This is a genomic window from Achromobacter aegrifaciens (assembly GCF_902859735.1).
GTDB lineage: Bacteria > Pseudomonadota > Gammaproteobacteria > Burkholderiales > Burkholderiaceae_B > Achromobacter > Achromobacter aegrifaciens.
This window is the reverse complement of record NZ_CADIJY010000001.1, coordinates 213,872-236,144: the sequence shown is the minus strand read 5'-3', so window position 1 is coordinate 236,144 and position 22,273 is coordinate 213,872. Positions and strand designations below refer to the sequence as shown.

General features: G+C 66.7%; 22 protein-coding genes. 10 read left to right on the top strand and 12 right to left on the bottom strand.

Annotated elements, in window-relative coordinates; all coding sequences use genetic code 11:
• Positions 1-22: 22 nt before the first annotated feature.
• Both urtA and HV766_RS01095 read right to left on the bottom strand, forming a co-directional pair.
• Positions 23-1,216 (bottom strand): urea ABC transporter substrate-binding protein, encoded by a 1,194-nt coding sequence (gene urtA / locus HV766_RS01100; RefSeq protein ID WP_175180406.1) that lies wholly within the window; start codon positions 1,214-1,216, stop codon positions 23-25.
• Between the two features lie 355 nt (positions 1,217-1,571).
• Positions 1,572-2,495, bottom strand: coding sequence for a LysR family transcriptional regulator (locus tag HV766_RS01095; RefSeq protein ID WP_119451202.1), 924 nt, complete (start codon positions 2,493-2,495; stop codon positions 1,572-1,574).
• A gap of 100 nt (positions 2,496-2,595) precedes the next feature.
• On the opposite strand from HV766_RS01095, the gene pcaD reads away from it, so the two are divergent.
• Complete coding sequence (pcaD, locus tag HV766_RS01090; protein ID WP_175180405.1) at positions 2,596-3,393, top strand: 3-oxoadipate enol-lactonase; 798 nt, start codon at positions 2,596-2,598, stop codon at positions 3,391-3,393.
• A 4-nt stretch (positions 3,394-3,397) separates the two neighbouring features.
• Here pcaD and HV766_RS01085 read toward each other — a convergent pair whose 3' ends face one another.
• A complete protein-coding gene (locus HV766_RS01085) occupies positions 3,398-4,300 on the bottom strand; it encodes an NAD(P)/FAD-dependent oxidoreductase (RefSeq protein ID WP_175180404.1) in 903 nt (300 codons plus the stop codon).
• Between the two features lie 124 nt (positions 4,301-4,424).
• On the opposite strand from HV766_RS01085, the gene folB reads away from it, so the two are divergent.
• Together folB and ttcA are read left to right on the top strand one after the other, a co-directional pair.
• The gene (gene folB, locus HV766_RS01080; protein ID WP_008164827.1) at positions 4,425-4,784 is read left to right on the top strand and encodes a dihydroneopterin aldolase; all 360 of its coding nucleotides are present in this window, start codon (positions 4,425-4,427) and stop codon (positions 4,782-4,784) included.
• A gap of 2 nt (positions 4,785-4,786) precedes the next feature.
• Complete coding sequence (gene ttcA, locus HV766_RS01075; protein WP_054455226.1) at positions 4,787-5,755, top strand: tRNA 2-thiocytidine(32) synthetase TtcA; 969 nt, start codon at positions 4,787-4,789, stop codon at positions 5,753-5,755.
• A gap of 63 nt (positions 5,756-5,818) precedes the next feature.
• Here ttcA and HV766_RS01070 read toward each other — a convergent pair whose 3' ends face one another.
• The 5 genes from HV766_RS01070 to apaG form a co-directional block, all read right to left on the bottom strand.
• Positions 5,819-6,775 carry a D-2-hydroxyacid dehydrogenase family protein gene (locus tag HV766_RS01070; protein ID WP_175180403.1) on the bottom strand — a complete coding sequence of 319 codons (957 nt, stop codon included), beginning with the start codon at positions 6,773-6,775 and terminating at the stop codon, positions 5,819-5,821.
• A 61-nt stretch (positions 6,776-6,836) separates the two neighbouring features.
• Positions 6,837-7,634, bottom strand: coding sequence for a DsbC family protein (locus tag HV766_RS01065; protein WP_415823432.1), 798 nt, complete (start codon positions 7,632-7,634; stop codon positions 6,837-6,839).
• Between the two features lie 142 nt (positions 7,635-7,776).
• Positions 7,777-8,946 carry a UbiH/UbiF family hydroxylase gene (locus HV766_RS01060; protein ID WP_175180401.1) on the bottom strand — a complete coding sequence of 390 codons (1,170 nt, stop codon included), beginning with the start codon at positions 8,944-8,946 and terminating at the stop codon, positions 7,777-7,779.
• Complete coding sequence (gene mltA / locus HV766_RS01055) at positions 8,943-10,244, bottom strand: murein transglycosylase A (protein WP_175180400.1); 1,302 nt, start codon at positions 10,242-10,244, stop codon at positions 8,943-8,945. Before mltA ends, HV766_RS01060 begins: the two co-directional genes overlap by 4 nt.
• Before the next feature lie 38 nt (positions 10,245-10,282).
• On the bottom strand, positions 10,283-10,657 hold the full coding sequence (gene apaG, locus HV766_RS01050; protein WP_039882644.1) for a Co2+/Mg2+ efflux facilitator ApaG/CorD: 375 nt from the start codon (positions 10,655-10,657) through the stop codon (positions 10,283-10,285).
• A gap of 129 nt (positions 10,658-10,786) precedes the next feature.
• Here apaG and rpe point away from each other — a divergent pair, with 129 nt between their 5' ends.
• The 7 genes from rpe (at position 10,787) to HV766_RS01015 (ending at position 17,352) form a co-directional block, all read left to right on the top strand.
• On the top strand, positions 10,787-11,515 hold the full coding sequence (gene rpe, locus HV766_RS01045; protein ID WP_054455236.1) for a ribulose-phosphate 3-epimerase: 729 nt from the start codon (positions 10,787-10,789) through the stop codon (positions 11,513-11,515).
• Between the two features lie 15 nt (positions 11,516-11,530).
• Complete coding sequence (locus HV766_RS01040; RefSeq protein WP_054455239.1) at positions 11,531-12,238, top strand: phosphoglycolate phosphatase; 708 nt, start codon at positions 11,531-11,533, stop codon at positions 12,236-12,238.
• Between the two features lie 258 nt (positions 12,239-12,496).
• Positions 12,497-14,017: an anthranilate synthase component I gene (gene trpE, locus HV766_RS01035; protein ID WP_054455241.1), complete on the top strand. Its 1,521-nt coding sequence runs from the start codon at positions 12,497-12,499 to the stop codon at positions 14,015-14,017.
• 56 nt (positions 14,018-14,073) lie between these two features.
• Positions 14,074-14,640, top strand: a complete 567-nt coding sequence (locus tag HV766_RS01030) for an aminodeoxychorismate/anthranilate synthase component II (RefSeq protein WP_054455244.1) — start codon at positions 14,074-14,076, stop codon at positions 14,638-14,640.
• A gap of 12 nt (positions 14,641-14,652) precedes the next feature.
• Positions 14,653-15,684, top strand: coding sequence for an anthranilate phosphoribosyltransferase (gene trpD, locus HV766_RS01025; RefSeq protein ID WP_175180399.1), 1,032 nt, complete (start codon positions 14,653-14,655; stop codon positions 15,682-15,684).
• Entirely contained in the window at positions 15,681-16,469 is a 789-nt protein-coding gene (trpC, locus tag HV766_RS01020; protein ID WP_054455247.1) for an indole-3-glycerol phosphate synthase TrpC, read from the top strand. The genes trpD and trpC overlap by 4 nt, the downstream gene beginning before the upstream one ends.
• 19 nt (positions 16,470-16,488) lie before the next feature.
• Positions 16,489-17,352: a LysR family transcriptional regulator gene (locus tag HV766_RS01015; RefSeq protein ID WP_054455250.1), complete on the top strand. Its 864-nt coding sequence runs from the start codon at positions 16,489-16,491 to the stop codon at positions 17,350-17,352.
• Between the two features lie 9 nt (positions 17,353-17,361).
• Here the strand turns inward: HV766_RS01015 and HV766_RS01010 are convergent, their stop codons facing one another.
• The 4 genes from HV766_RS01010 to HV766_RS00995 are packed head-to-tail and all read right to left on the bottom strand — an operon-like array spanning position 17,362 to position 22,272.
• Positions 17,362-18,534, bottom strand: coding sequence for a thiolase family protein (locus tag HV766_RS01010; protein WP_175180398.1), 1,173 nt, complete (start codon positions 18,532-18,534; stop codon positions 17,362-17,364).
• Complete coding sequence (locus HV766_RS01005) at positions 18,531-18,917, bottom strand: Zn-ribbon domain-containing OB-fold protein (RefSeq protein WP_175180397.1); 387 nt, start codon at positions 18,915-18,917, stop codon at positions 18,531-18,533. Before HV766_RS01005 ends, HV766_RS01010 begins: the two co-directional genes overlap by 4 nt.
• Positions 18,914-20,158, bottom strand: a complete 1,245-nt coding sequence (locus HV766_RS01000) for a CaiB/BaiF CoA transferase family protein (RefSeq protein WP_119451206.1) — start codon at positions 20,156-20,158, stop codon at positions 18,914-18,916. The genes HV766_RS01005 and HV766_RS01000 overlap by 4 nt, the downstream gene beginning before the upstream one ends.
• Before the next feature lie 35 nt (positions 20,159-20,193).
• Complete coding sequence (locus HV766_RS00995; protein WP_175180396.1) at positions 20,194-22,272, bottom strand: 3-hydroxyacyl-CoA dehydrogenase NAD-binding domain-containing protein; 2,079 nt, start codon at positions 22,270-22,272, stop codon at positions 20,194-20,196.
• Position 22,273: the final 1 nt, after the last annotated feature.

Below are 22,273 nucleotides of genomic sequence, written 5' to 3'. Positions count from 1 at the left end.
TGCGCGCATTGGCAAGCGCGGGCTACAGCTTCGGGAAGGGATTGGGCTCGATCAGGTCGGCCGATTCCCAGACGACGTCGAACTGCCCGTCCGGCCTCGCCCGGCCCACCCGCACCTTCTTCCAGACGTGATGGTTGGTCTCGTGCACGCGCACGGTCCCCTCCGGCGCCTGCAACGTCAGCCCGGCGGACGCCGCGATCACCTTGTCGGGATCGAACGAACCGGCCTTCTCCACGCCGAGCTTCCACAGATACACGCTGTTGTAGGCAACCTCCATCGGGTCGCCGATGACCCGGTCCTGGCCGTACTTGGCCTTGAAGGCCTTGACGAATTTTTCGTTGGCCGGATTCTGCAGGCTCTGGAAGTAGCCCATGCAGGCGTAGTAGCCCGCCGCGTTGTCCTTGCCGATGCCTTCGATCTCGTTTTCGGACACCACGGTGGACAGCAGCACGACGCGCGTGCCGTCCAGGCCGGCCGCGCGCAGCTGCTTGTAGAACGCCACATTCGAGCCGCCCACCACGGTGCTGTAGATGCACTCGGGCTTGGCGGCCTTGATCTTGTTGATGATGGAAGAGAACTCGGTGTGGCCCAGCGGCGCGTACTCCTCGCCCACCACCTTGGCATTCATGCGGGCGATGGCCGGCTTGGCGATCTTGTTGCAGGTGCGCGGATAGATGTAGTCGGAGCCGACCAGGAAAAAGGTCTTGCCCTTCTCCCGCGCCATCCACTCCACCGCCGCGATCACGGACTGCGTGGCTTCCTGCGACGGATAGAACACCCGCGCGTCCTGTTCCTGGCCTTCGTAATAGGTGGGGTAGTAGAGCAAGCCTTTGCTGCGCGCGAGCACCGGCAACAGCGCCTTGCGCGAAGCCGAGGTATAGCAGCCCACGATGGCGGCCACCTTGTCGCGGTCGAGCAGCTTGCGCGCCTTCTCGGCAAACACGGCATTCTCGCTCGCGCCGTCTTCGACCACGGGTTCGATCTTGCGCCCCATCACGCCGCCCGAGGCGTTGATCTCTTCGATCGCCAGCTTCTCCGCGTCCACCAGCGACGCCTCGGCGATGGCGATGGTGCCGGACAGCGAATGCAGCAGGCCCAGTTTGACTGTGTCTTGGGCATAGGCCTGGCGGGGCAAGGCTGCCATCCCCGACGCGGCGCTCAGTAGGACCATGGAGCCGCTGTGCTGCAGAAAGCGGCGGCGGTTGTATACGCTCATCGTTGCGCTCCTGTGCGTTTCTGAAGGCAAGCCTCCGGCTGGGGCTTGCACGCAAGCCCTGAACTGCCCGGGATTGGGCAGGCGCCTTTGCCCACCACATCACGACGACTGCCGTCCGCCCGCTGCCTGCCACGTTTCTTCAGGCAAAGCTGCGCCCACGGCGCAGCGAAACGCCATTCGAAGAAAAGCGATGGACAAACGGAAAACGAAAAGGCCCGAGCCGGAAATTCCGGCTCGGGCCTTTTTGCCCTACGCCTGACTGGCAACACTGGCAGTCGGCGAAAATTTGAAGACGAACTTGCGTCTGGAAGGCATTCTGAAGAAGCGTGTGGCGCTATGCCATGCGTATTTTCCCTTAGCGGCCGCGGCTCGCTGCCAAGGCGCGGCGCAAGGCTGGCGCGGCATTCTGCATGTAGCGCCACAAGCGGTTCGAGACCGGGCCTTGCGCGCGGTCCGTGCGCCGCGCCGCGACCAGTTCTTCGACGCTGCCCGGCAGATGGCGGTTGGCAATCGAGATCAGACGACCGTCCCGCAGTTCCTCATCGACGAGAAAGCGCGGCATGTGGCCCCAGCCCATGCCTTGCAGGATGATTTCCTTCTTCATCAGCTGGTCCGCCACCGTGCACTGGCGCGCGCCTTCCACGGTGAAGTAATCCTGCGGCGGCGTATGCCTGGCGGTGTCGCGCATGACGCATTGCGTGTAGTCGCGCATCAGCGCGGGCTTGATAGCACGCGGCACGGGCTCACGCAGAAAGCCGGGCGCCACCACGGGCACGAAAGGCACCTTGGCCAGGTCGACCCATTCAATGCGGGCATCGTTCTTGTCGACGCGATGCAGGATGAGGTCGGCCTCGCCGTCGTAAAGGCGTTCCAGCGGCCCGGACACGGCCTCGAAGTGCAGGTCCAGGCGCGTGGCCTGGCAGTCGGCGAAAAAGCGGCTCAAGAGACCCAGCACATAAGGGCGCGGACAGAAGTCGCCGATCACGATGCGCAGTTCGGTTTCCTCGCCCATGGCCAGTTGCTCGGCGTGCGCGCGCAAGGCGGTCAGCTCGCGCAGCAGCGATTGCGCACGCGTATGGAAGGACTGCCCCGCAGCCGTCAGGCTCACGCGGTAGCCGCTGCGGTCCAGCAAGGCCAGACCCAGCTGCCGCTCCAGCTTGGCCACGGCGGCGAACACCGCCGGGTGCGAGCGGTGCAGCGTTGCCGCGGCCGCCTGGAAGCCGCCGTCGCGCGCCACCGCGTCGAAGCATTGGAGATCGTGCAGCGTGAATTCGCTCATGTCTGTTTTTCCGACAATGATTGTGCGAACTTTGTAATTTTTTCTTTAACGACGCGCAACTACGATTTGCCTCACACCCATCACCCAGAGGCGAATCATCATGCAAGACATCTCCCACTACACCGCCGGCGACGGCGCCCGCATCGCCTACCGCTACGATGGCCGCGCGGACCTGCCCACCCTGGTGCTGGCGAACTCCATCGGCACCACCCTGCACATGTGGGACGCGCAGATTCCCGCGCTGACCCGCCACTTCCGTGTGCTGCGCTACGACTACCGCGGCCATGGCGCGTCCAGCGTGCCGCAAGACCCCTACTCTCTGGACCGCCTGGGCCGCGACGTGCTGGAGCTGATGGACGGGCTGGGCGTCGAGCACGCGCATTTCCTGGGCTTGTCGCTGGGCGGCATCGTCGGACTATGGCTGGGCGTGCACGCGCCGCAGCGCATCGACCGCCTGGTCCTCAGCAATACCTCGGCTTATCTGGGACCGGCGCCGCAATGGGACGAGCGCATCGCCGCCACGCTACAGGCAGAGAACATGTCGGAAACGGCCGAGACCTTCCTGAAGAACTGGTTTCCCGCGGCCTGGCTGCAGCAGAGCAATCCCGCCGTCGAACCGTTCCGCGCCATGCTGCTGGACACCGACAAGCATGGCCTGGCGGGCGCATTCGCCGCGGTGCGGGACTTCGACCTGCGCCGCACCATGGCGCTGATCCCCAATCCGACGCTGGTCATCGCCGGCCAGCACGACACGGTCACCGCGGCCAGCCACGGCGAGCAGATCGCCGCAACCATCCCCGGCGCCAGGCTGCTGACGCTGCCGGCCGTGCATTTGGCGAACATCGAACTGCCCCAGGCCTTCGAGGCCGCGGTGCTGGAGTTCCTGCTCGAAGGCTGAAGAGCTAGTCCGCGCCGCGCTCCCAACGGCGCTGGATGGCCTTGGCCGCGACCACGCCGTCGGCCATGGAGGTCACCACGCAGGGATGCATGCGGTGCGCCACCTCGCCCACGGCGTAGATGTCGGGCACGCTGGTCTCGGCGGTGGCGAAGTCCGTGCGGATGTAGCCGCGCTCGTCGCGGGCCAGGTGCAGGCTGTCGGCAAAGCCGGCCTGAGGCTCCCAGCCGTAGAAGACCAGGATCAGGTCGTACTGCTTGCCGTCCACGCTGCGGGTGGCGGGGTCCACCTTGTATGGGCCGATATGCACGCCTTCGCGGCCGGCGCGCGTCACCCATTGCTGTTGGGCGCGGACGCTGCGGGCATAGAGATGCACGCTGCGGGCGCCGCGGTTGCGCACGTAAACGTAGTTTTCGAAGGCGTTGTCGCCCCCGCCCAGCACCGCCACCGACAGGCCCGAATAGTCCTGCGCCACGATGGGCGAGCCCGGGCCGATCAGCCCGCCGGGCCAGGATGCGCCCGGCGGGTGGTCCGGCAGCCCCTTGGCGCGCACGCCCGAGGCGATCACCAGGGTGCGCCCGCGCACCAGGGATTCGGCGCCGTCTGCGTCTGCCAGCGTCGCCTCGATGCCGCCTTTGCAGGGACGCACCCCGGTTACGCGGGTTTCCAGGCGCAGCGGCACGCCGGCCGCGCGCACGCTGGCGTCGATGTTGGCAGCCACCTGCTGTCCGGTCACGCCCGGCAGCACGGCGATCCAGTCGTCAGCGAAGGGATTGTCATTGCCCAACCCGCCCAACCGGGGGCCAGCCTCGACCAATAGCGGGGACAGGCCCAGGCGCGCCAACCACAGGGCGCAGGAAGCGCCGGCCGGGCCGCCGCCTACAATGACCGAATCGTGCATCTGTTGCATTTCACCCCTTATTGACTGCGCCGGCGCCTCACGGACGCCCGGACATGGCCGGATTGTAGCCAGCGCGCCGCCCCCGTTCCGCTGTCGCCTTACAATTCCGGGCTACCCCACCCAGGTTTTCATCATGCCTACACGCCGCATCATTCTTTCCGGGCTTGCGCTCGACGCCCGCATCGGCATCCTCGAGCACGAGCGCCGCGCCACCCAGCCCCTGCATGTCGACGCCGACTTCGACGTGGACATCCAGCGCTCGGTCGACGACCACGACATCCACAGCGTGCTGGACTACCGCCGGCTGCGCGAGGCCATCGTGGAAGAATGCACGCAGGCGCACGTGAACCTGATCGAAACCCTGTCGGAGCAGGTCGCGGCGCGCCTGCTGGCCGACTTCCAGGAAATCCGCGCGCTGCGCCTGCGCATCAGCAAGCCCATGGCCTTTTCCGACTGCGCGGCGGTAGGCGTGGAAATCCAGATCACGCGTTGACCATGAACGATATCGCTACCCCTGAGGTGCGCTTTCGCACCGAGGCCGAAGAAAAGGCCCGCCACGAAGGCAACAAGCTGACCAAGCGCCTGGCCCGCGAAACCACGCGCGCCCTGTCCGACTACAACATGATCGAAGCAGGCGACCGCGTCATGGTCTGCCTGTCGGGCGGCAAGGATTCCTACGCGCTCCTGGACATCCTGCTGCAGCTGCAGAAGCGCGCCCCCTTCAAGTTCGAGCTGATCGCGGTCAACCTGGACCAGAAGCAGCCGGGCTTTCCCGACCACATACTGCCGCAGTACCTGACGGAACTGGGCGTGCCCTTCCACATCGAGACGCAGGATACGTATTCCATCGTCACGCGCGTGCTGGAAGAGGGCAAGACCATGTGCTCGCTCTGTTCGCGCCTGCGCCGCGGCATCCTGTACCGCGTCGCCTCTGAACTGGGCGCGACCAAGATCGCGCTGGGCCATCACCGCGACGACATCCTGGGCACGTTCTTCCTGAACCTGTTCTACGGCGGCAAGGCCAAGGGCATGCCGCCCAAGCTGGTGTCCGATGACGGCCGCCACACGGTGATCCGCCCCCTGGCCTATGTGCCGGAAACCGACCTGATCGCCTACGCGGAGCTCAAGCAGTTCCCCATCATTCCCTGCAATCTCTGCGGTTCGCAAGAGAACCTGAAGCGCAAGGAAGTGGGCCGCATGATCAAGGAATGGGACAAGCAGCATCCGGGCCGCTCGTGGAACGTGTTCAACGCGCTGTCGCGCGTGGTGCCTTCGCACTTGATGGACCGCGACCTGTTCGACTTCGTGGGTTTGAAGCCTACTGGCCAGCCGGACGCCAATGGCGACACGGCGTTCGACGCCGAGGATCCGCAGGAAGATGCTGGCGAAGCCTGTGGCGATACGCCGCAAGCGCTGGAGCCCGGCGCCATTGTCGAAAAGAAGGTGACGTTCACGCGCAGCTGAAAACTGCGCGCAGAAATGAAAAAGGCTGCCCTGCGCAGCCTTTTTCATTTGCAGGCGCTACGCCTACGCGTTCAGCACGCGGATGGGCTTGCCGGCTTTCCACGCCTTCACCGCTTCCAGCGCATTCTGATAGAAGGCTTCGAAGTTCTCGCGGCTGACGTAGCCCAGGTGCGGCGTCAGGATCACGTTGTCCAGGTCCCGCACGGAATCCGTGGGCGACAGCGGCTCTTCGGGATAGACGTCCAGGCCGGCGCCGGCGATGCGGAACTTCACCAGCGCGTCCATCAAGGCTTCCTGGTCCACCAGGCCGGCGCGCGAAGTGTTGACCAGGTACGCGGTCGGTTTCATCGCGGCCAGCGCGGCCGCGTCGACCACATGGCGGCTGCGCTCGGACAGGATCAGATGCAGGCTGACCACGTCGGACGTGGCGAAGAGTTCGTGCTTGTCCACCCGCTTCACGCCCGCCGCCTCGGCGCGCTCGTCGGTCAGGTTGGGGCTCCAGGCCACCACGTCCATGCCGAAGGCCAGGCCTGCCTTGGCGACCGCCGCGCCCAGCTTGCCCAGGCCCAGCACGCCCAGGCGCTTGCCTGCCAATGGTTCAGGCATGGCCGTCTGCCACATGCCGCGGCGCATGGCCGCGTCTTCGGCCGGCAGGTGCTTGAACAGGCCCAGGATGTGCGCCCAGGCCAGTTCGGCCGTGGCGGTGTTGGCGTCGGCGCTGCCGGGCGCGCCGCAGACGATGATGCCCTGCTCGGCGCAGGCCCGCATGTCGATGGCGTTGTTGCGCATGCCGGTGGTGACCAGCAGGCGCAGGTTCGGCAGGGCGCGGATCCGCTCCGCGGGGAACGGCGTGCGCTCGCGCATGGCGACAATCACGTCGTAGGGTTCAAGCGTGGGCTCGACCTGTTCTTCGGGAATGAAGTTGTTGAAGATCTGCACCTCGGCGTCACCGCCCAGCGAGGTCCAATCCGCATAGCGCTTGGCTACGTCGTGGTAATCGTCGAGTATTGCGATTTTCAAAAGCTGTCTCCGGGGGCTTGGCGCCTGTGGCGCCAGCCTCCCGGCCGGCGCCGCGCGCCGGTCAGTTCAAGCGGGCTTTGAATTGCTCCAGCGGCAAGGCGCCGCTGACGCGCGAGCCATCTGCAAAGAACGTGGTCGGCGTGCCGCGCACCATCAGCTTCTGGCCCAAGGCCAGCAGCTTGTCCTCGGGCACGTCGCAATTGGCGGTGGCGGGCTTCTTGCCGCGCAGCATCCAGTCATCCCAGGTGGCGCCCGGGTCCTTCGAGCACCACACATCGCGCACCTTGTCCTTGGAATCGGGCGACAGGATGGGATAGAGGAAGGTGTAGACGGTGATGTTGTCGACGTTTTCCAGCGTCTTGCGCAATTGCTTGCAGTAGCCGCAGTTGGGGTCTTCGAAGATCGCGACCTTGCGCGAACCGTCGCCCTTGACCTGCTTGATGGCGAGATCCAGCGGCAACTGGTCGAACGACACGGCGCTCAGGCGTTCCTGCGTTTCGCGGGTGACGTCGCGGCGCGTCATGGCGTCGATCAGCGGACCTTCCATGACCCACGTCACTTTTTCATCCGTGTAGATGAGGTCCATGCCCAGCTGCACTTCGAACAGGCCGTAGGGCGTGCGGCGCACGGCCGTGACGTCCATGCCGTCGAAACGCTGGCGGAAACGCTCCTTGACCGCGTCCGCCACGGGATCGGCCGGCGCCACCTGGGTGGTGGAGTGGCTCTTGTCGCCCTTGGCGGGCTGCCCCACGGACTGGGTGGAGACAGACTTGTCGCCCTGGGCCGCCGCGCCGGCGGACATGCCCAGGCCCGCGGCCAGGAAACAAGCCGCCAAGGTGGCGGATATGCGGAAATTCATCGGTACTCCTGTACTCATCTATCGTGTTCTTGTGCGGAAAGGGTAACCGATCCGCGCCTGGGCGAATCCGGTCTGCGGGCAGGCTCCCCCTAAGGATCAGACAATCCGCCCGCGGGCGAGGTTCCGCGGGACGGATCCGGCCCTAGTTGGCCGAGGCCCCGGTTATCAGGCGGCGCTTGATCAAAGGCGCCCGCTCTACCCAGTGCATGCCGGCATTGCGCAGCCAGACCAGCGGCGTCGCCCGCGACGCGAACAGCTTGTGCAAGCCGTCAGTGGCCAGGCGCATGGCCAGCACCGGCTCGGCGCGCGCGCGCTGGTAGCGGTGCAGCACGCGCAGGTCGCCCGCCGAGCGATAGGCTTCGCGGCCCGCGACCACGCGGGCCAGCGCCTCGACGTCGCCCAGGCCCAGGTTCAGCCCCTGGCCCGCCAGCGGGTGCAGGCGGTGGGCCGCGTCGCCCGCCAGCGCGATACCCGGCGCAACCATCTGGGCGCGCTCCAGCGTCAAGGGAAAGCCATGCAGCTTGCTGCGGACCTTCAGCGCGCCCAGGCGGCCTTCGGCGGCGTCGGCCAGCAGGGTTTCGAGGCGAGCGGCCTGCTCCTCGGGCGGCAGGGCCAGCAGCGCCTGGGCCAGCTCGGTGCGCATGGACCAGACCATGGAAACCTGCGGACCGGCAGAGGTATCGGGCAGCGGCAGCAGGGCCAGCACGCCGTCGTCTCGGAACCACTGGAAAGCGGTGCCCTGGTGCGGACGCTCAGCGTCCAGGTGCACCACCAGGCCCGTGTCGTCGTAGGACACGGATTCATGCTTCAGGCCGGCGGCCTCGCGCAGCGGCGACGCCGCGCCATCGGCGCCCACGAACAGCTCGGCCTCGATGCGCGCGCCGCTTTCGGTGCCGATGGCGCCGTCGCGGTAACCCGTGCAGCGGTCCTCCAGCCACGGGATGCCGAACATGCGGACCGCCTGGATCAGCACGCGCTCGATTTCGCCGGACTCGACGATCCAGGCCAGCTGCGGCAGCGCCGCCTGCCAGGCGCTCAGGTTCACCTGGCCGTCGGCGTCGCCGTGGATTTCCATGGCGTTGACCGGCGTCAGCCGGGACGCGGGCATGGCGTCCCACACGCCGAGCTCGGCCAGGAAACGCTGGCTGGCGGGCGAAATGGCATAGACGCGCGGGTGGTAGCGGTCGGGATCGGCCGGCGGCACGCTGGCGCGCGGCGCCAGCACGGCCACGCGCTGGCCGCGGCGGGCCAGCGCCAGGGCAGTGGACAGGCCGACGATGCCGGCCCCGCAAACGACGATCTGATGGCTCATCTTGCGCTCGGCTCCCCAGCCTGTTTCGGCCACAGCACCCACATCTGGCCGCGTTGCTTCATGCGGCCGGCCTGCTGGCCGGCGTCGTCGCCGTAGCCCCAATAGAAGTCGGCGCGCGCGGCGCCGCGGATGGCCGTGCCCGTGTCCTGGGCCAGCACCAGGCGCTGCAGCGGCCGGTCGGACGCCGGATAGGTCGTGGCCAGGAACACCGGCGTGCCCAGCGGCACGAAACCCGCGTCGACCGCGATCGAACGCATGGGGGCCAGCGGCACCGCGTAGGCGCCCTTGGGACCTTGTTCCGGATCGACTACCGCCTCTTCGCGGAAGAACACCACCGCCGGGTTAGCGTTGAGCATTTCCGGCACGCGCTTGGGATTGCGCTGGGCCCAGGCGCGGATGTTCTGCATGGAAGCCTGGTCGGCCGACAACTCGCCGCGGTCGATCAGCCAGCGGCCGATGGAGGCGTAAGGCTGGCCGTTGTGGTCGGCATAGGCCACGCGGATGGTCTTGCCGGAATCGGGGCCGTCGGTCAGCTGCACGCGGCCCGAGCCCTGCACCTGCAGGAAGAAGTTGTCGACGGGGTCATCCACCCACACCAGCACAGGCGGACGCCGGCCGGAGGACTCGATGGCGGCGCGCGAGTCATAAGGCACCACCCGCTTGCCGTCCAGCTTGCCGCGCACGCGCTTGCCCGCCAGTTCCGGATAGATCGAGCCCAGGTCGATGGTCAGCAGGTCCGCGGGCACGGTGTACAGCGGCCACTGATGGCTGCCGCCCTGGCGGCGCGAGCCGCGCACCAGGGGCTCGTAATAGCCTGTCACGATGTTGGTGGCCGGCTTGCCGTCGGCGGCGTTCAGACGCCAGGGCTGCAGATAGGTCTGCAGGAAGCGGCGCACGCCCTCGCCATCGCCCGCGGCAGGCGCGCGGGACGGATCCGCGGCGGCCGCGCAGACCGGCTGCCAGGCCCGCGGCGTGGCGCGCGCGGGCGCGGCCAGGTTGCCGCTGGTCGGCCGCATCAGGCCGCGGCAATTGCGCAGGAACAGAGGCCAGAAGCGCGACAGGTCATCGTTGGTCCAGCCGGGCATCTCGGCCCAGTTGGCCGCCTTGTACTTGCCAGCCAGCGCGCGCGGCGGAGTATCGGGCAAGGACGCCAGCGACGGCACCACCAGCGGGCCGTCGGCCGCGGGCGCGGACGGGCCGGGGATGCCGGTCGAACCGGAGTCGGGAGGAATGTCAGAGGGGGTGGAACATGCCGCCAGCAATACGGACAGCACGGACAGACTGAGAATGCGCTTCATGAGCAAATGAAAAAACGTGCGACGGATGGCCGGGCCATTCAATGCAGGGTACGCGGCATGGCCAGGACGAATTCGGAGATCGGCACTTCGAACGGTATGCCGTTCTCGCCGACGCAGTGGTAGGTGCCGCGCATCGTGCCCACCGGCGTGGGCAGGGGACAGCCGCTGGTGTACTCGAAGGTTTCGCCGGGCGCGAGCAAGGGCTGCTGGCCCACGATGCCCAGCCCGCGCACTTCCTGCACGCGCTGGTTGCCATCGGTGATGATCCAGTGGCGGCTGATCACCTGGGCGGGATGCTCGCCGGTATTGGTGATGCGGACGGTATAGGCGAACACGAACTGCTGTTCGCCAGGATCGGACTGTTCAGGCACGAAGCGCGGAGAGACAGAGACGCTCAGGTCGTAAGGTTTCACAGTCCTTCCCTGTGTGGTGCTGGCGGGCGGCCGTGGTACGGCGCCGGACGCTGGAAAAGACGCGGTTCCCGGACCCGCCGGGCCGGGCCATTCCCGGTACCGCGCCTCAAACTGCAATAATGGCACATTATGCCCTCCCCGATCCCGAACATCATGTCTACCCAACAGGCTTCCACCCGCATCACCCCCAGCATCCTGTCGGCCGACTTCGCCCGCCTGGGCGAGGAAGTCCGCAACGTCGTCGCCGCCGGCGCCGACTGGATCCACGTGGACGTGATGGACAACCACTATGTCCCCAATCTGACCATCGGCCCGATGGTGTGCGCGGCCATCCGCCCCCACGTCCAGGTGCCGATCGACGTGCACCTGATGGTGGAACCGGTGGACGACCTGGTGCCGATGTTCGCCAAGGCCGGCGCCGACTACATCAGCTTCCACCCTGACGCCAGCCGCCACGTGGACCGCACGCTGTCGCTGATCCGCGAAAACGGCTGTAAGGCCGGCCTGGTGTTCAACCCCGCCACCCCGCTGTCCTACCTGGACTACGTGATGGACAAGATCGACCTGATCCTGATCATGTCGGTGAATCCGGGCTTCGGCGGCCAGAGCTTCATCCCCGGCGCGCTGACCAAACTGCGCGAGGCGCGCGCGCGCATCGACGCCTGGACGCAGGCCGGCGGCCAGGAAATCGTGCTGCAGGTCGACGGCGGCGTGAAGATCGACAACATCGCTGAAATCCGCCGCGCCGGCGCCGATACCTTCGTGGCCGGCTCCGCCATCTTCGGCAAGCCGGACTATGCCGGCATCATCAAGTCCATGCGCGAACAGATCGCCATCGGCGAAACCACCGCCATCTAAGCTCCGGGAACCGACATGACCGCTTTTCGCGCCGCGCTGCTGGACCTGGACGGCACCCTGCTGGATTCGATTCCCGACCTGGCCTTCGCCGCCAACGCCATGCGCGTGGAGCTGGGCATGTCGCCGCTGCGCGAAGACGTGGTGGCCACCTTCGTGGGCAAGGGCGTGGACAATCTGGTGCGCCGCAGCCTGGCCGGCAGCCTGGACGCGGCCGACCCCACCGCCGCCGAGTTCGATGTCGCCCGCGCCGCCTTCTATCGCCATTACCACCTGTCCAATGGCGAAAAAGCGCAGATCTACCCTGGCGTCATCGACGGCCTGAAGCTCATGCGCGAGCAAGGGCTGAAGCTGGCCGTCGTCACCAACAAGCCCACCGAATTCACCCTGCCGCTGCTGCAACGCACGGGCCTGGCGGGCTTTTTCGATGCCGTGGTCTGCGGCGACACCTGCGAGCGCCGCAAGCCCGATCCGGATCAGGTGGTGCATGCCTGCGACCTGCTCGGCGTCGCTCCGCACGAAGCCGTGACCATCGGCGATTCCGTCAATGACGCGCAGGCGGGCCGCAGCGCCGGCACCCAGGTCCTGGTCGTGCCTTACGGTTACAACGAAGGCCGGGACGTGCGCGAGCTGGATGTCGATGGTATAGTTGACACGCTAGTCGCCGCCGCCCAGTGGGTCGCGCTCTGGAATCAAAACCAGAACGCGGCAAAAACAGGCTCCTGAACAACGGCGGCTCACCGCGAATTCAATACTGAACAAAGCTCAATGAACGTTTCCATCCAGAACCAAATGCTCGGCGCCTCGTGGCGCTGGTGGCGTTTGTCTTCCGGGTGGCGATGATCCCTCCCGGCCCTGGACGCGTATGCCGCCTAGTGCCGTAGCTGTGTAAACACAGAGCCAAGCCCGGAACCAGTAACCTGGACCGGGCTTTTTTGTTGCGCGCCTGGTCCGATAGCAGATAAATCGCTCACGAGACCCGACATGACCGAAATCGAATTCAAGGCCCTCGCCGCACAAGGCTACAACCGCATCCCGCTGGTCGCCGAAACCTATGCCGACCTGGACACCCCGCTGGGCATCTACCTGAAGCTGGCGCACGCCGGCCCCCAGGGCGGACGCATGACCTGCCTGATGGAGTCGGTGGTGGGCGGCGAACGCTTCGGCCGTTATTCCTTCATCGGCCTGCCGGCCCGCACGGTGATCCGCGCCAGCGGCACCCGCACCGAGGTGCTGCACGACGGCAAGGTCGCCGAAACCCATGACGGCGATCCGCTGGCCTTCATCGAGCAATACCAGAGCCGCTTCAAGGTCGCCCTGCGTCCCGGCATGCCGCGCTTCTGCGGCGGCCTGGCGGGCTACTTCGGCTACGACACCGTGCGCCACATCGAGCCCTGCCTGGGCCCGGCGGTCAAGCCGTTCCCCGCCGGCATGGAAGGCGGCACGCCCGACCTGATGCTGATGCACGTGGACGAGCTGGTCATCGTCGACAACCTGGCCGGCCGCATCTACCTGATGGTCTACGCGGACCCGGGCCAGCCCGAGGCCTACAGCCGCGCCCAGCAGCGCCTGCACGACCTGCGCGCCCGACTGCGACGCCCGGTGGAAATTCCCTACAGCCACGCCAGCATGCAGACCGAAGAGCGGCGCGACTTCAAGAAGGAAGACTATCTGGCGGCCGTGCACCGCGCCAAGGAACACATCGCCGCCGGCGACCTGATGCAAGTGCAGATTGGCCAGGTCATCGCCAAGCCCTTCCGCGATTCCCCCCTCTCCCTCTACCGCGCCCTGCGGTCGCTCAATCCCTCCCCCTACATGTACTTCTGGAACTTCGGCGACTTCCAGGTGGTCGGCGCGTCGCCGGAAATCCTGGTGCGCCAGGAACGCGTGGTGGAAAACGGCGAACCCAAGTCGCAGATCACGATCCGTCCCCTGGCCGGCACCCGCAAGCGCGGCGGCACGCCCGAGGAAGACGCCGCCCTGGCCGCCGAACTGAAGGCCGATCCCAAGGAAGTGGCCGAACACGTGATGCTGATCGACCTGGCGCGCAACGACGTGGGCCGCGTGGCCCAGGTGGGCTCGGTCAAGGTCAGCGACACCATGGTGATCGAACGCTATTCGCACGTGATGCACCTGGTGTCCAACGTCACCGGCACGCTGAACCCGGGCATGAGCAGCATGGACGTGCTGCGCGCGTCCTTCCCCGCAGGCACCCTGACCGGCGCGCCCAAGGTCGAGGCCATGAAGATCATCGACGAACTGGAACCCGTGCGCCGCGGCATCTACGGCGGCGCGGCCGGCTACCTGAGCTACGGCGGCGAAATGGACGTGGCCATCGCCATCCGCACCGGCGTCATCAAGGACGGCACGCTGTACGTGCAGGCCGCCGCCGGCATCGTGGCCGATTCCAACCCTGAAGCCGAATGGGCCGAAACCGAAGCCAAGGCCCGCGCGGTGCTGCGCGCAGCCGAACAGGTGCAGCACGGCCTGGACGAGCCCATCTGAGGCCCCGCCCCCACCGGACATATCCGGGCCGCCGGGCGGCCCCACAGGAGAATTAAATGCTGTTGATGATCGACAACTACGACTCTTTCACCTACAACCTGGTGCAATACTTCGGTGAACTGGGCGAAGACGTGCGCGTGGCGCGCAACGACCAGATCACGCTGGAAGAGATCGCCGCCATGAACCCGGACCGCATCTGCGTGTCGCCCGGCCCCTGCTCGCCGGCCGAGGCAGGCATCTCGGTGCCCGTGATCCAGGCCTTCGCGGGCAAGAAGCCCATCCTGGGCGTGTGCCTGGGCCATCAGGCCATCGGCGCGGCCTACGGCGGCGACATCGTGCGCGCGCAGCAGATCATGCACGGCAAGACCGTGCAGATCTCGCATACCGGCACGGACATCTTCACCGGTCTGCCCACCCCGTACACCGTGATCCGTTACAACTCGCTGACCATAGACCCCGCCACCCTGCCCGACTGCCTGGCCGTGACGGCGACCGCGCCGGACGGCGACATCATGGGCGTGCGCCACAAGACCCTGCCGCTATACGGAGTACAGTTCCATCCCGAGTCGGTGCTCAGCGAGCACGGCCATGCCCTGCTCCGCAATTTCCTGAACCTCGCCTAAGAAGGACGCATCGTGACTATTTCCCCCGCCGAAGCGCTGACGCGCTGCATTGAACACCGCGAAATCTTCCACGACGAAATGCTGCATCTCATGCGCATGCTGATGCGCGGCGAAATGTCGCCGCAGATCGCAAGCGCCTTGCTGATGGGCCTGCGCGTGAAGAAAGAGACCATAGGCGAAATCACCGCCGCCGCACAGGTCATGCGCGAATTCGCCACGCCCGTGGTCACGCCCAACCCCGCCGACCTGCTGGACATGTGCGGCACCGGCGGCGACGGCAGCCATACCTTCAACATTTCCACCACCGCCATGTTCGTGGCGGCGACGGCCGGCGTGCCGATCGCCAAGCACGGCAACCGCAGCGCCTCGTCGTCCAGCGGCAGCGCCGACGTGCTGGAAGCCCTGGGCGCCAACCTGGTGCTGACGCCCGAACAGGTGGCCGAGTGCATCCAGGCCACCGGCATCGGCTTCATGTTCGCGCCCGCCCACCATGGCGCCATGAAGAACGTGGCCGCCGTGCGCAAGGAACTGGCCGTGCGCACCATTTTCAACATCCTGGGCCCGCTGACCAATCCGGCCGGCGCCGCCAACCAGTTGATGGGCGTGTTCCACCCCGACCTGGTCGGCATCCAGGTGCGCGTGCTGGAACGCCTGGGTTCGCGCCACGTGCTGGTGGTGCACGGCAAGGACGGCATGGACGAGGCCTCGCTGGGCGGCGCCACCCTGGTCGGGGAACTCAAGGACGGAAAGGTCCTCGAATATGAGATCCATCCCGAGGACTACGGGCTATCCATGATGTCCAACCGCAGCATCAAGGTGTCCAATCGCGAACAATCGCGCGAGCTTGTCATCGAGGCGCTCGAAAATGTCGAGGGCACCGCCCGCGACATCGTCGCGCTCAATGCGGGACTCGCCATTTATGCTGGCAATAAGGCCGATTCCATTCCCGAGGCATTGGCTCTAGCATTTGAACTTATCTCCACCGGCGCGGCGCGAGCCAAGCTGGAAGAATTCTGCGCATATACCCGGAAATTCCTGAAATGAACGATATTCTCGCGAAGATCCTCGCCGTCAAGGCCGAGGAAGTCGCCGCCGCTCGCCAGATGCGCAGCGAAGCCGAAGTCCTGCGCGAAGCGCAGGCGCGGCAGGACGTGCGTGGCTTTGCCCAAGCCATCGAAGACAAGATCTCGCAAGGCAAGCCCGGCGTCATCGCCGAAATCAAGAAGGCCTCGCCGTCCAAGGGCGTGCTGCGCGACCCTTTCAATCCCCCGGAAATCGCCGCCACCTATGCGGTGCACGGCGCGGCCTGCCTGTCGGTGCTGACCGACGTGCAGTTCTTCCAGGGCTCCCACGACCATCTGCGCCAGGCGCGCGCGGCCTGCTCGCTGCCGGTGCTGCGCAAGGACTTCGTGATCGATCCCTACCAGATCATCGCCGCGCGCGCCATGGGCGCGGACTGCGTGCTGCTGATCGTGGCCGCGCTCAGCCCGGCGCAACTGCGCGACTATGAAACGCTGGCGATGGAACTGGGCATGGACGTGCTGGTGGAAGTGCATGACGCCAAGGAACTGGACGTCGCGCTGACCATGAAGACTCCGCTGCTCGGCATCAACAACCGCAACCTGCGCACCTTCGAGACCAGCCTGTCGAACACCCTGGACCTGCTGCCCCGGATTCCCGCGGGCAAGCGCGTCGTGACCGAAAGCGGCATCCTCAAGCCGGAAGACGTGCAGCTGATGCGCCAGCACAAGGTCGACGCCTTCCTGGTGGGCGAAGCCTTCATGCGCGCCAAGGATCCGGGCGCGGAACTTGCGCGCCTGATGGGCTGACCGGCCGGCCCGGGAGCCCATGGACACCACCTTCCTGCTCAATTTCATCCAGGTCATCGAGCAGGGTTCGATCGCCGAGGTTGCGCGCAAGAACGGCCTGACACCGGCGGCGGTCAATCAGCGCATCAAGAAGGTCGAGGACGAACTGGGTTTCAAGCTGGTGGTGCGTTCCGGCCGCACCGTCAAACCCACGGTCGAAGGCGCGCAGATCCTGGCGCAGGCCAAGCACGTCATGGAAGAGGTGCGCAACCTGAAGGCCGCGTCCCAGGGGCCGGTGGTGTTCGGCCACCTGACCCTGGGCGCGTTCGATTCGGCCATGACCACGCTGATGCCCACGCTGCTGGCGCGTCTCATCGACCGGCATCCCAATCTCGAAATCAGCCTGGTCAAGGGCTATTCCGTCAATCTCTACAGCAAGATCTGCGACGGAGAGATGGACGCGGCACTGATACTGCAGCCGCAGTTCCAGATGCCCAAGAACCTGGAATGGCGCCGGGTGCGTGACGAGCCGCTGGTGGTGCTGGCGCCGGCCTCGCTCGCCGAGACCGACCCGCACCAGCTGCTGCGCGCCAATCCGCTGATCTGCTATGACCGCAAGCTGTGGGGCGGGCAGCTCGCCGCCAACTACTTCCGCCAGCACAGCATACGGCCCAAGATACGCATCGAAACCGCTTCCATCGAGGTCATCGCGCTGCTGGTAGGCCAGGGACTGGGCGTGTCCCTGGTGCCGGACGGCGCAGGCGAACTGCGCCCGGACTCCGGGCTGCGCAAGATCCCCCTGCCGGACGACGAGCACTTCCGCAGCGTCGGCCTGCTATGGAACCGGCAATCGGTCCGCGCCGCCCTGATCGAGGAAATCTACGAGATCGCGCGGGCCGCCTGAGACGGGGCCTCAGCAGGTTCCCTCGGCGCCCAGGATGACCGTGGACTGGCTGGACAGCGTGCCGCCGTTGCCGTGCGCCAGGGCCAGGCGCGCATCCCGGACCTGGCGCTCGCCCGCCTGGCCGCGCAACTGGCGCACCGCTTCGATCACCAGGAACACCCCGTACATGCCCGGATGGACGCAGGACAACCCGCCCCCGTTTGTGTTCACCGGCAGCCTGCCACCCGGCGCAATGCCGCCGCCGCGCACGAAGGCCCCGCCCTCGCCCTTGGCGCAGAATCCCAGGTCTTCGAGGAACAGGATGGTGTTGATGGTGAAGGCGTCGTATAGCTGCGCCACGTCGATGTCGGCTGGACGATAGCCGGCCATTTCGAACGCCAGCGCGCCCGACTGGCGCGCCGCGGTGGTGGTCAGGCTCTCCATCGCGGATATCTGGCGGTTCCATACGGCGGTCGCGCTGCCCAGGATGTAGGCGGGAGGCTGTGGCAGATCCCGGGCGCGGTCGGCCCGCGTCATCACGAAGGCGCCCGCGCCATCCGTCACCAGGCAGCAATCGCGGACAGTCAGCGGATCCGATACCCGGCGCGCGCTCAGCACCTCATCAATTGATAGTGGATCGCGCGAATATGCTTCGGGATTGAGTTGCGCCCAGCGGCGCGCCGCCACCGCAACTTCGGCCAAATCCTCGCGCCGGGTGCCAAACTCGTGCATGTGGCGCCTGGCGGCCAGCGCGTAGGCGCTGGGCGGATTCAAAGGTTCATACGGCATTTCGTAAGGCTGAGGGTCCAGCGCCTTGCGCGTGGTCGCAATCGCCGAGCGTCCGACGGCAGCGGTCTTCTGCGCGCTGCCGTAGCAGACCAGCACGGCATTGCACTGCCCCGAATCCAGCGCATGGGCCGCGGCCAGGATGTAGGACATGAAGCTGGAGCCGCCCAGGCAGGTTCCATCGATGTAGGTGGGGCGGATGCCCAGGGTCTCGATGACGGACATAGGCCACATGCTGGCCGCCACGCTGGAGGTCGCGATGCCGTCGATGTCGCGCATCTGCAAGCCCGCATCCCGCACCGCCGCATGGGCGGCCCGCACCAGCAGCTCCATGTCCGTGTAGCCCGGCGCCTGGCCGAGGCCGAAGTGGCCAACGCCGGCGATGACCGTCTTACCCCGCAATTGCCGGTAGTTCATTGCTGCGCCTCCTCGAACAACACGGCGGCGGCGCCGTCGCGTTCGCCGATTACGGCCCTTACGGCCATGCCGATGCGCACCTGGTCAGGCGGCATGCCCACGACGTTGGACATCATCCGCACGCCCTCCTCCAGATCGAGCAGCGCAACGTTGTAGTCGCCGCCGGCCTCGGGCTTGCGCGCGACAGTGGTGCAACTGTAGACAATGGCCCGACCCGTCGGTGCGACCCAGGTCAGCGCCTCGCTGCCGCAATGTGGGCAGATTTCGCGCGGCTGGAACACGTGCCGCGCGCAATCGGCGCAGCGCTGGATCAGGAAGCGGCCCTGCGCCAGGTGGTCGAAGTACTGCTTCTGGGTGCCTGCATTGGCGGCTGCGCTGTTCATCGCGATTCTCCCTGGCTTGCGGGCTGCTGCAGCGCCGCGATTTCAGTGTCGCTGCATCCGAGCCTGGCGCTCAGGACGCTCTGCGTATCGGCTCCCAGCAAGGGAGCCGCGTTGCGGTAGGCGACCGGGCTTTCCGAGAAACGCATCGGACTGCGGACCTGCGGCACGCTTCCGCAGACTGGGTGCGGCAACGAGAATTTCAGGCCGCGGGCGCGCACCTGCGGATCCTCATGAACCTGGGCGATGTCGTTGATCACGCCTACCGGCACGCCTGCGGCATCCAGCAGGCCGACCCATTCGTCGCGGCCTCGCGTGAGAAACAGCCGCTCGAGTTCGGGAATGAGCACGCCCTTGGCGAGCACGCGCCCGGTATTGGTCAGGTAGCGCTCATCTTCAGCCAGATCGGGCCGGCCCGCCGCGGCGCAAAATTTCTGGAACTGACCGTCGTTGCCAACGCCCAGCACCACATGCCCGTCCGCCGCCTCGAACACCTGATAAGGGGCCAGGTTGACATGTGCGTTGCCTTCACGGCGGGGCACCTCGCCCGACAGAAAGTAGTTGAAGTTCTGCACGCCCAACGCCGCCACCTGGCAATCCAGCATGGAGATATCGATCTGTTGGCCCAGGCCGCTGCGGCCGCGCTCATGCAGCGCCGCGAGGATGGCGCTGGTGGCGTACATGCCCGCCATCAGGTCGGCGGCGGCGTTGCCGGCCTTCTGCGGACCGCCGCCAGGCAGCGCGTCCTTTTCCCCAGTGATGCTCATCAGACCGCCCAGCGCCTGGATCACGAAGTCATAACCGGGCTTTTCCGCGTAGGGACCGTCCTGGCCGAACCCCGTGATGGAGCAATAGATGAGCCTCGGGTTCAGCTCCCGCAGGCTGGCGTAGTCCAGGCCGTACTTGCGCAGGCCGCCCACCTTGAAATTCTCGACGAAGATGTCGCATCCGGCTGCCAGCCGGCGCACCGCGTCCGCGCCAGCCTGGGTTGCGATGTCCAGGGCCAACGACTTCTTGTTGCGGTTGGCGGCCAGGTAATACGCCGACTCCTGCGTGCGCCGGCCTTCGGCGTCCATCAGGTTGGGCGGCCCCCAGCCGCGGGTGTCGTCGCCCGATAGCGGGCGTTCGATCTTCAGTACTTCGGCGCCCAGGTCGGCCAGGTTCTGCGTGCACCAGGGACCCGCCATGATGCGGGTCATGTCCAGCACGGTGATGCCGCTAAGCGGAGGTTCTCTGTTAGACATAGGATGTGTGTACGTGGATGACAGAAGGGAAAGCCTCAGCGAGGGTAGAAGCCGCCGCCGTCGCGCGCCTGGGCGAGCAGCAGCGGCGCGGGCGTCCAGTACTGCTCGCCTGCCAGGCTGGCGTAATGGCGGATGCGCTCGCAGAGGCGCGCCGCGCCGATCTGGTCCGCATGGAACATCGGGCCGCCGCGGAACCGCGGAAAGCCGTAGCCGTTGAGCCAGATGGTGTCGATGTCCTCCGGCCGGCTGGCGACGCCCTCCTCCAGGATCAGCGCCCCCTCGTTGATCATGGCGTAGAGGCAGCGCTCCAGGATCTCTCCGTCGGAAATCTCGCGCCGCCTGATGCCGCGCCGTTCCGCGTTGCGCACGATCAGTTCGGAAATGGCCGGATCCACCGACCGTTTGCGCTGCGTATCATAGGTATAGAACCCTGCGCCGGTCTTCTGCCCCAGCCGTCCCTCCGCGACGATCTCGTCCAGGATGTTGCAGGCCACCTCGCGTGGGCTCAAACGGTCCAGCCGGCTTTGGCGGTTGCGCCAGGCCACGTCCAGGCCCGCCAGGTCGTTCAGCTGGAACTGTCCCATCGGAAAGCCGAACTCGCACAGCACGCGGTCGACCTGCTCGGGCAACGCGCCTTCCTCCAGCATGAAGTAACACTCGCGGGTGCGTCGCGCCAGCATGCGGTTGCCGACGAAACCATCGGACACCCCCACCATCACCGCCACCTTACCCAGGCGCTTGCCCAAGGCCTGGATCGTGGCCAGCGCGCGCGGCGAACTGCGCGCGCCGCGCACGTTTTCCAGCAGCTTCATGATGTGGGCAGGGCTGAAGAAATGCATGCCGACGACGTTCTCCGGGCGGCGCAGGTCCGCCGCCAACGCATCGATGTCCAGGAACGAGGTGTTGGTGGCGATCAGCGCATCCGGCCGCAGGTTCTCTTCGATGCTGGCCAGTACCTGCCGCTTGACGCCCATGTCCTCGAAGACGGCCTCCACCACAAGGTCGCAGTCGCACAGCGGCTCGTATTGCTGCGTCGGCGTCAGCGCGCCGCTCCGCGCACGCTGCGTGGCTTCGGTGATGCGGCCCTTCGCCACATCGTTGCTATAGGTCTTGCCTATGGTCTCGACGCTGGACGCCAGCACCTTTTCGTTCTGCTCGACCAGCACGACGGGGATGCCCGCATTCAGAAAGCACATGGCGATGCCCGTGCCCATGGTGCCGGCGCCGACCACGCCGGCCTTGCGCACCGGCGCCGCGTCCTCGGCGGGCAGGCCGGCGGGCTTGGTCGCGATGCGCTCGGCGAAGAACGCGTGGCGCAAGGCTTGCGCCTGCGGCGACGCCACCAGTTCCCGGAAGCGCTCGCGGCCATAGGCCACGCTGTCCTCGAAACTCGAAGCGACGCTGCACATGGCCACGTCGACGCAAGCCTGCGGCGCCAACTGGCCTCGATGGCTGACCTGGAACCTGGCGCGTGCGGCCTCGAACAACTGAGGTTCGCAGGCCGGAACCGGCAATTCCCGCGTGCGCCGCGCGCCCTGGCCCTCCGCCAGCAAGCGCTGGGCGTACGCAATGGCGGCGGCCCGGACATCCTCCTGTGCTGACGCGTCCGCCAAACCGGCTTCCAGCGCCTCGGCCGCGCCTATTGGTTTGCCGCCCGCAGCCATGTCCAGCGCCTTCTCGACGCCCGCCAGGCGCAGCAGCCGAGGAATACCGCCCGCCCCGGGGATGATACCCAGGGTGGACTCGGGCAGGCCCAGGCGGGCTCGCGCATCCACCACCCGGTAGTGGCAGCCCAGGGCCAGTTCCAGCCCCCCGCCCAGCGCGGAACCGTGGATCGCCGCGACCACCGGCTTGGCGCTGGATTCGATGGCGTGTATCACCTGCGACAGGTGCGGGTCCAGCGGCGGCTTGCCGAACTCCTTGATATCGGCCCCGGCCACGAAGGTAGCGCCGGCGCAGGCGATGACGATGGCCCGGGTATCGTCATCGCCTGCCGCCTGCTCCATGGCCTGCAGCAGGCCGGCGCGCACCGCCTGGGACGTGGCATTGACCGGAGGGTTGTCGATGACGATGACGCGGATGTTTCCGCTAAGCGTGGAAGTTACGGCTTGCATG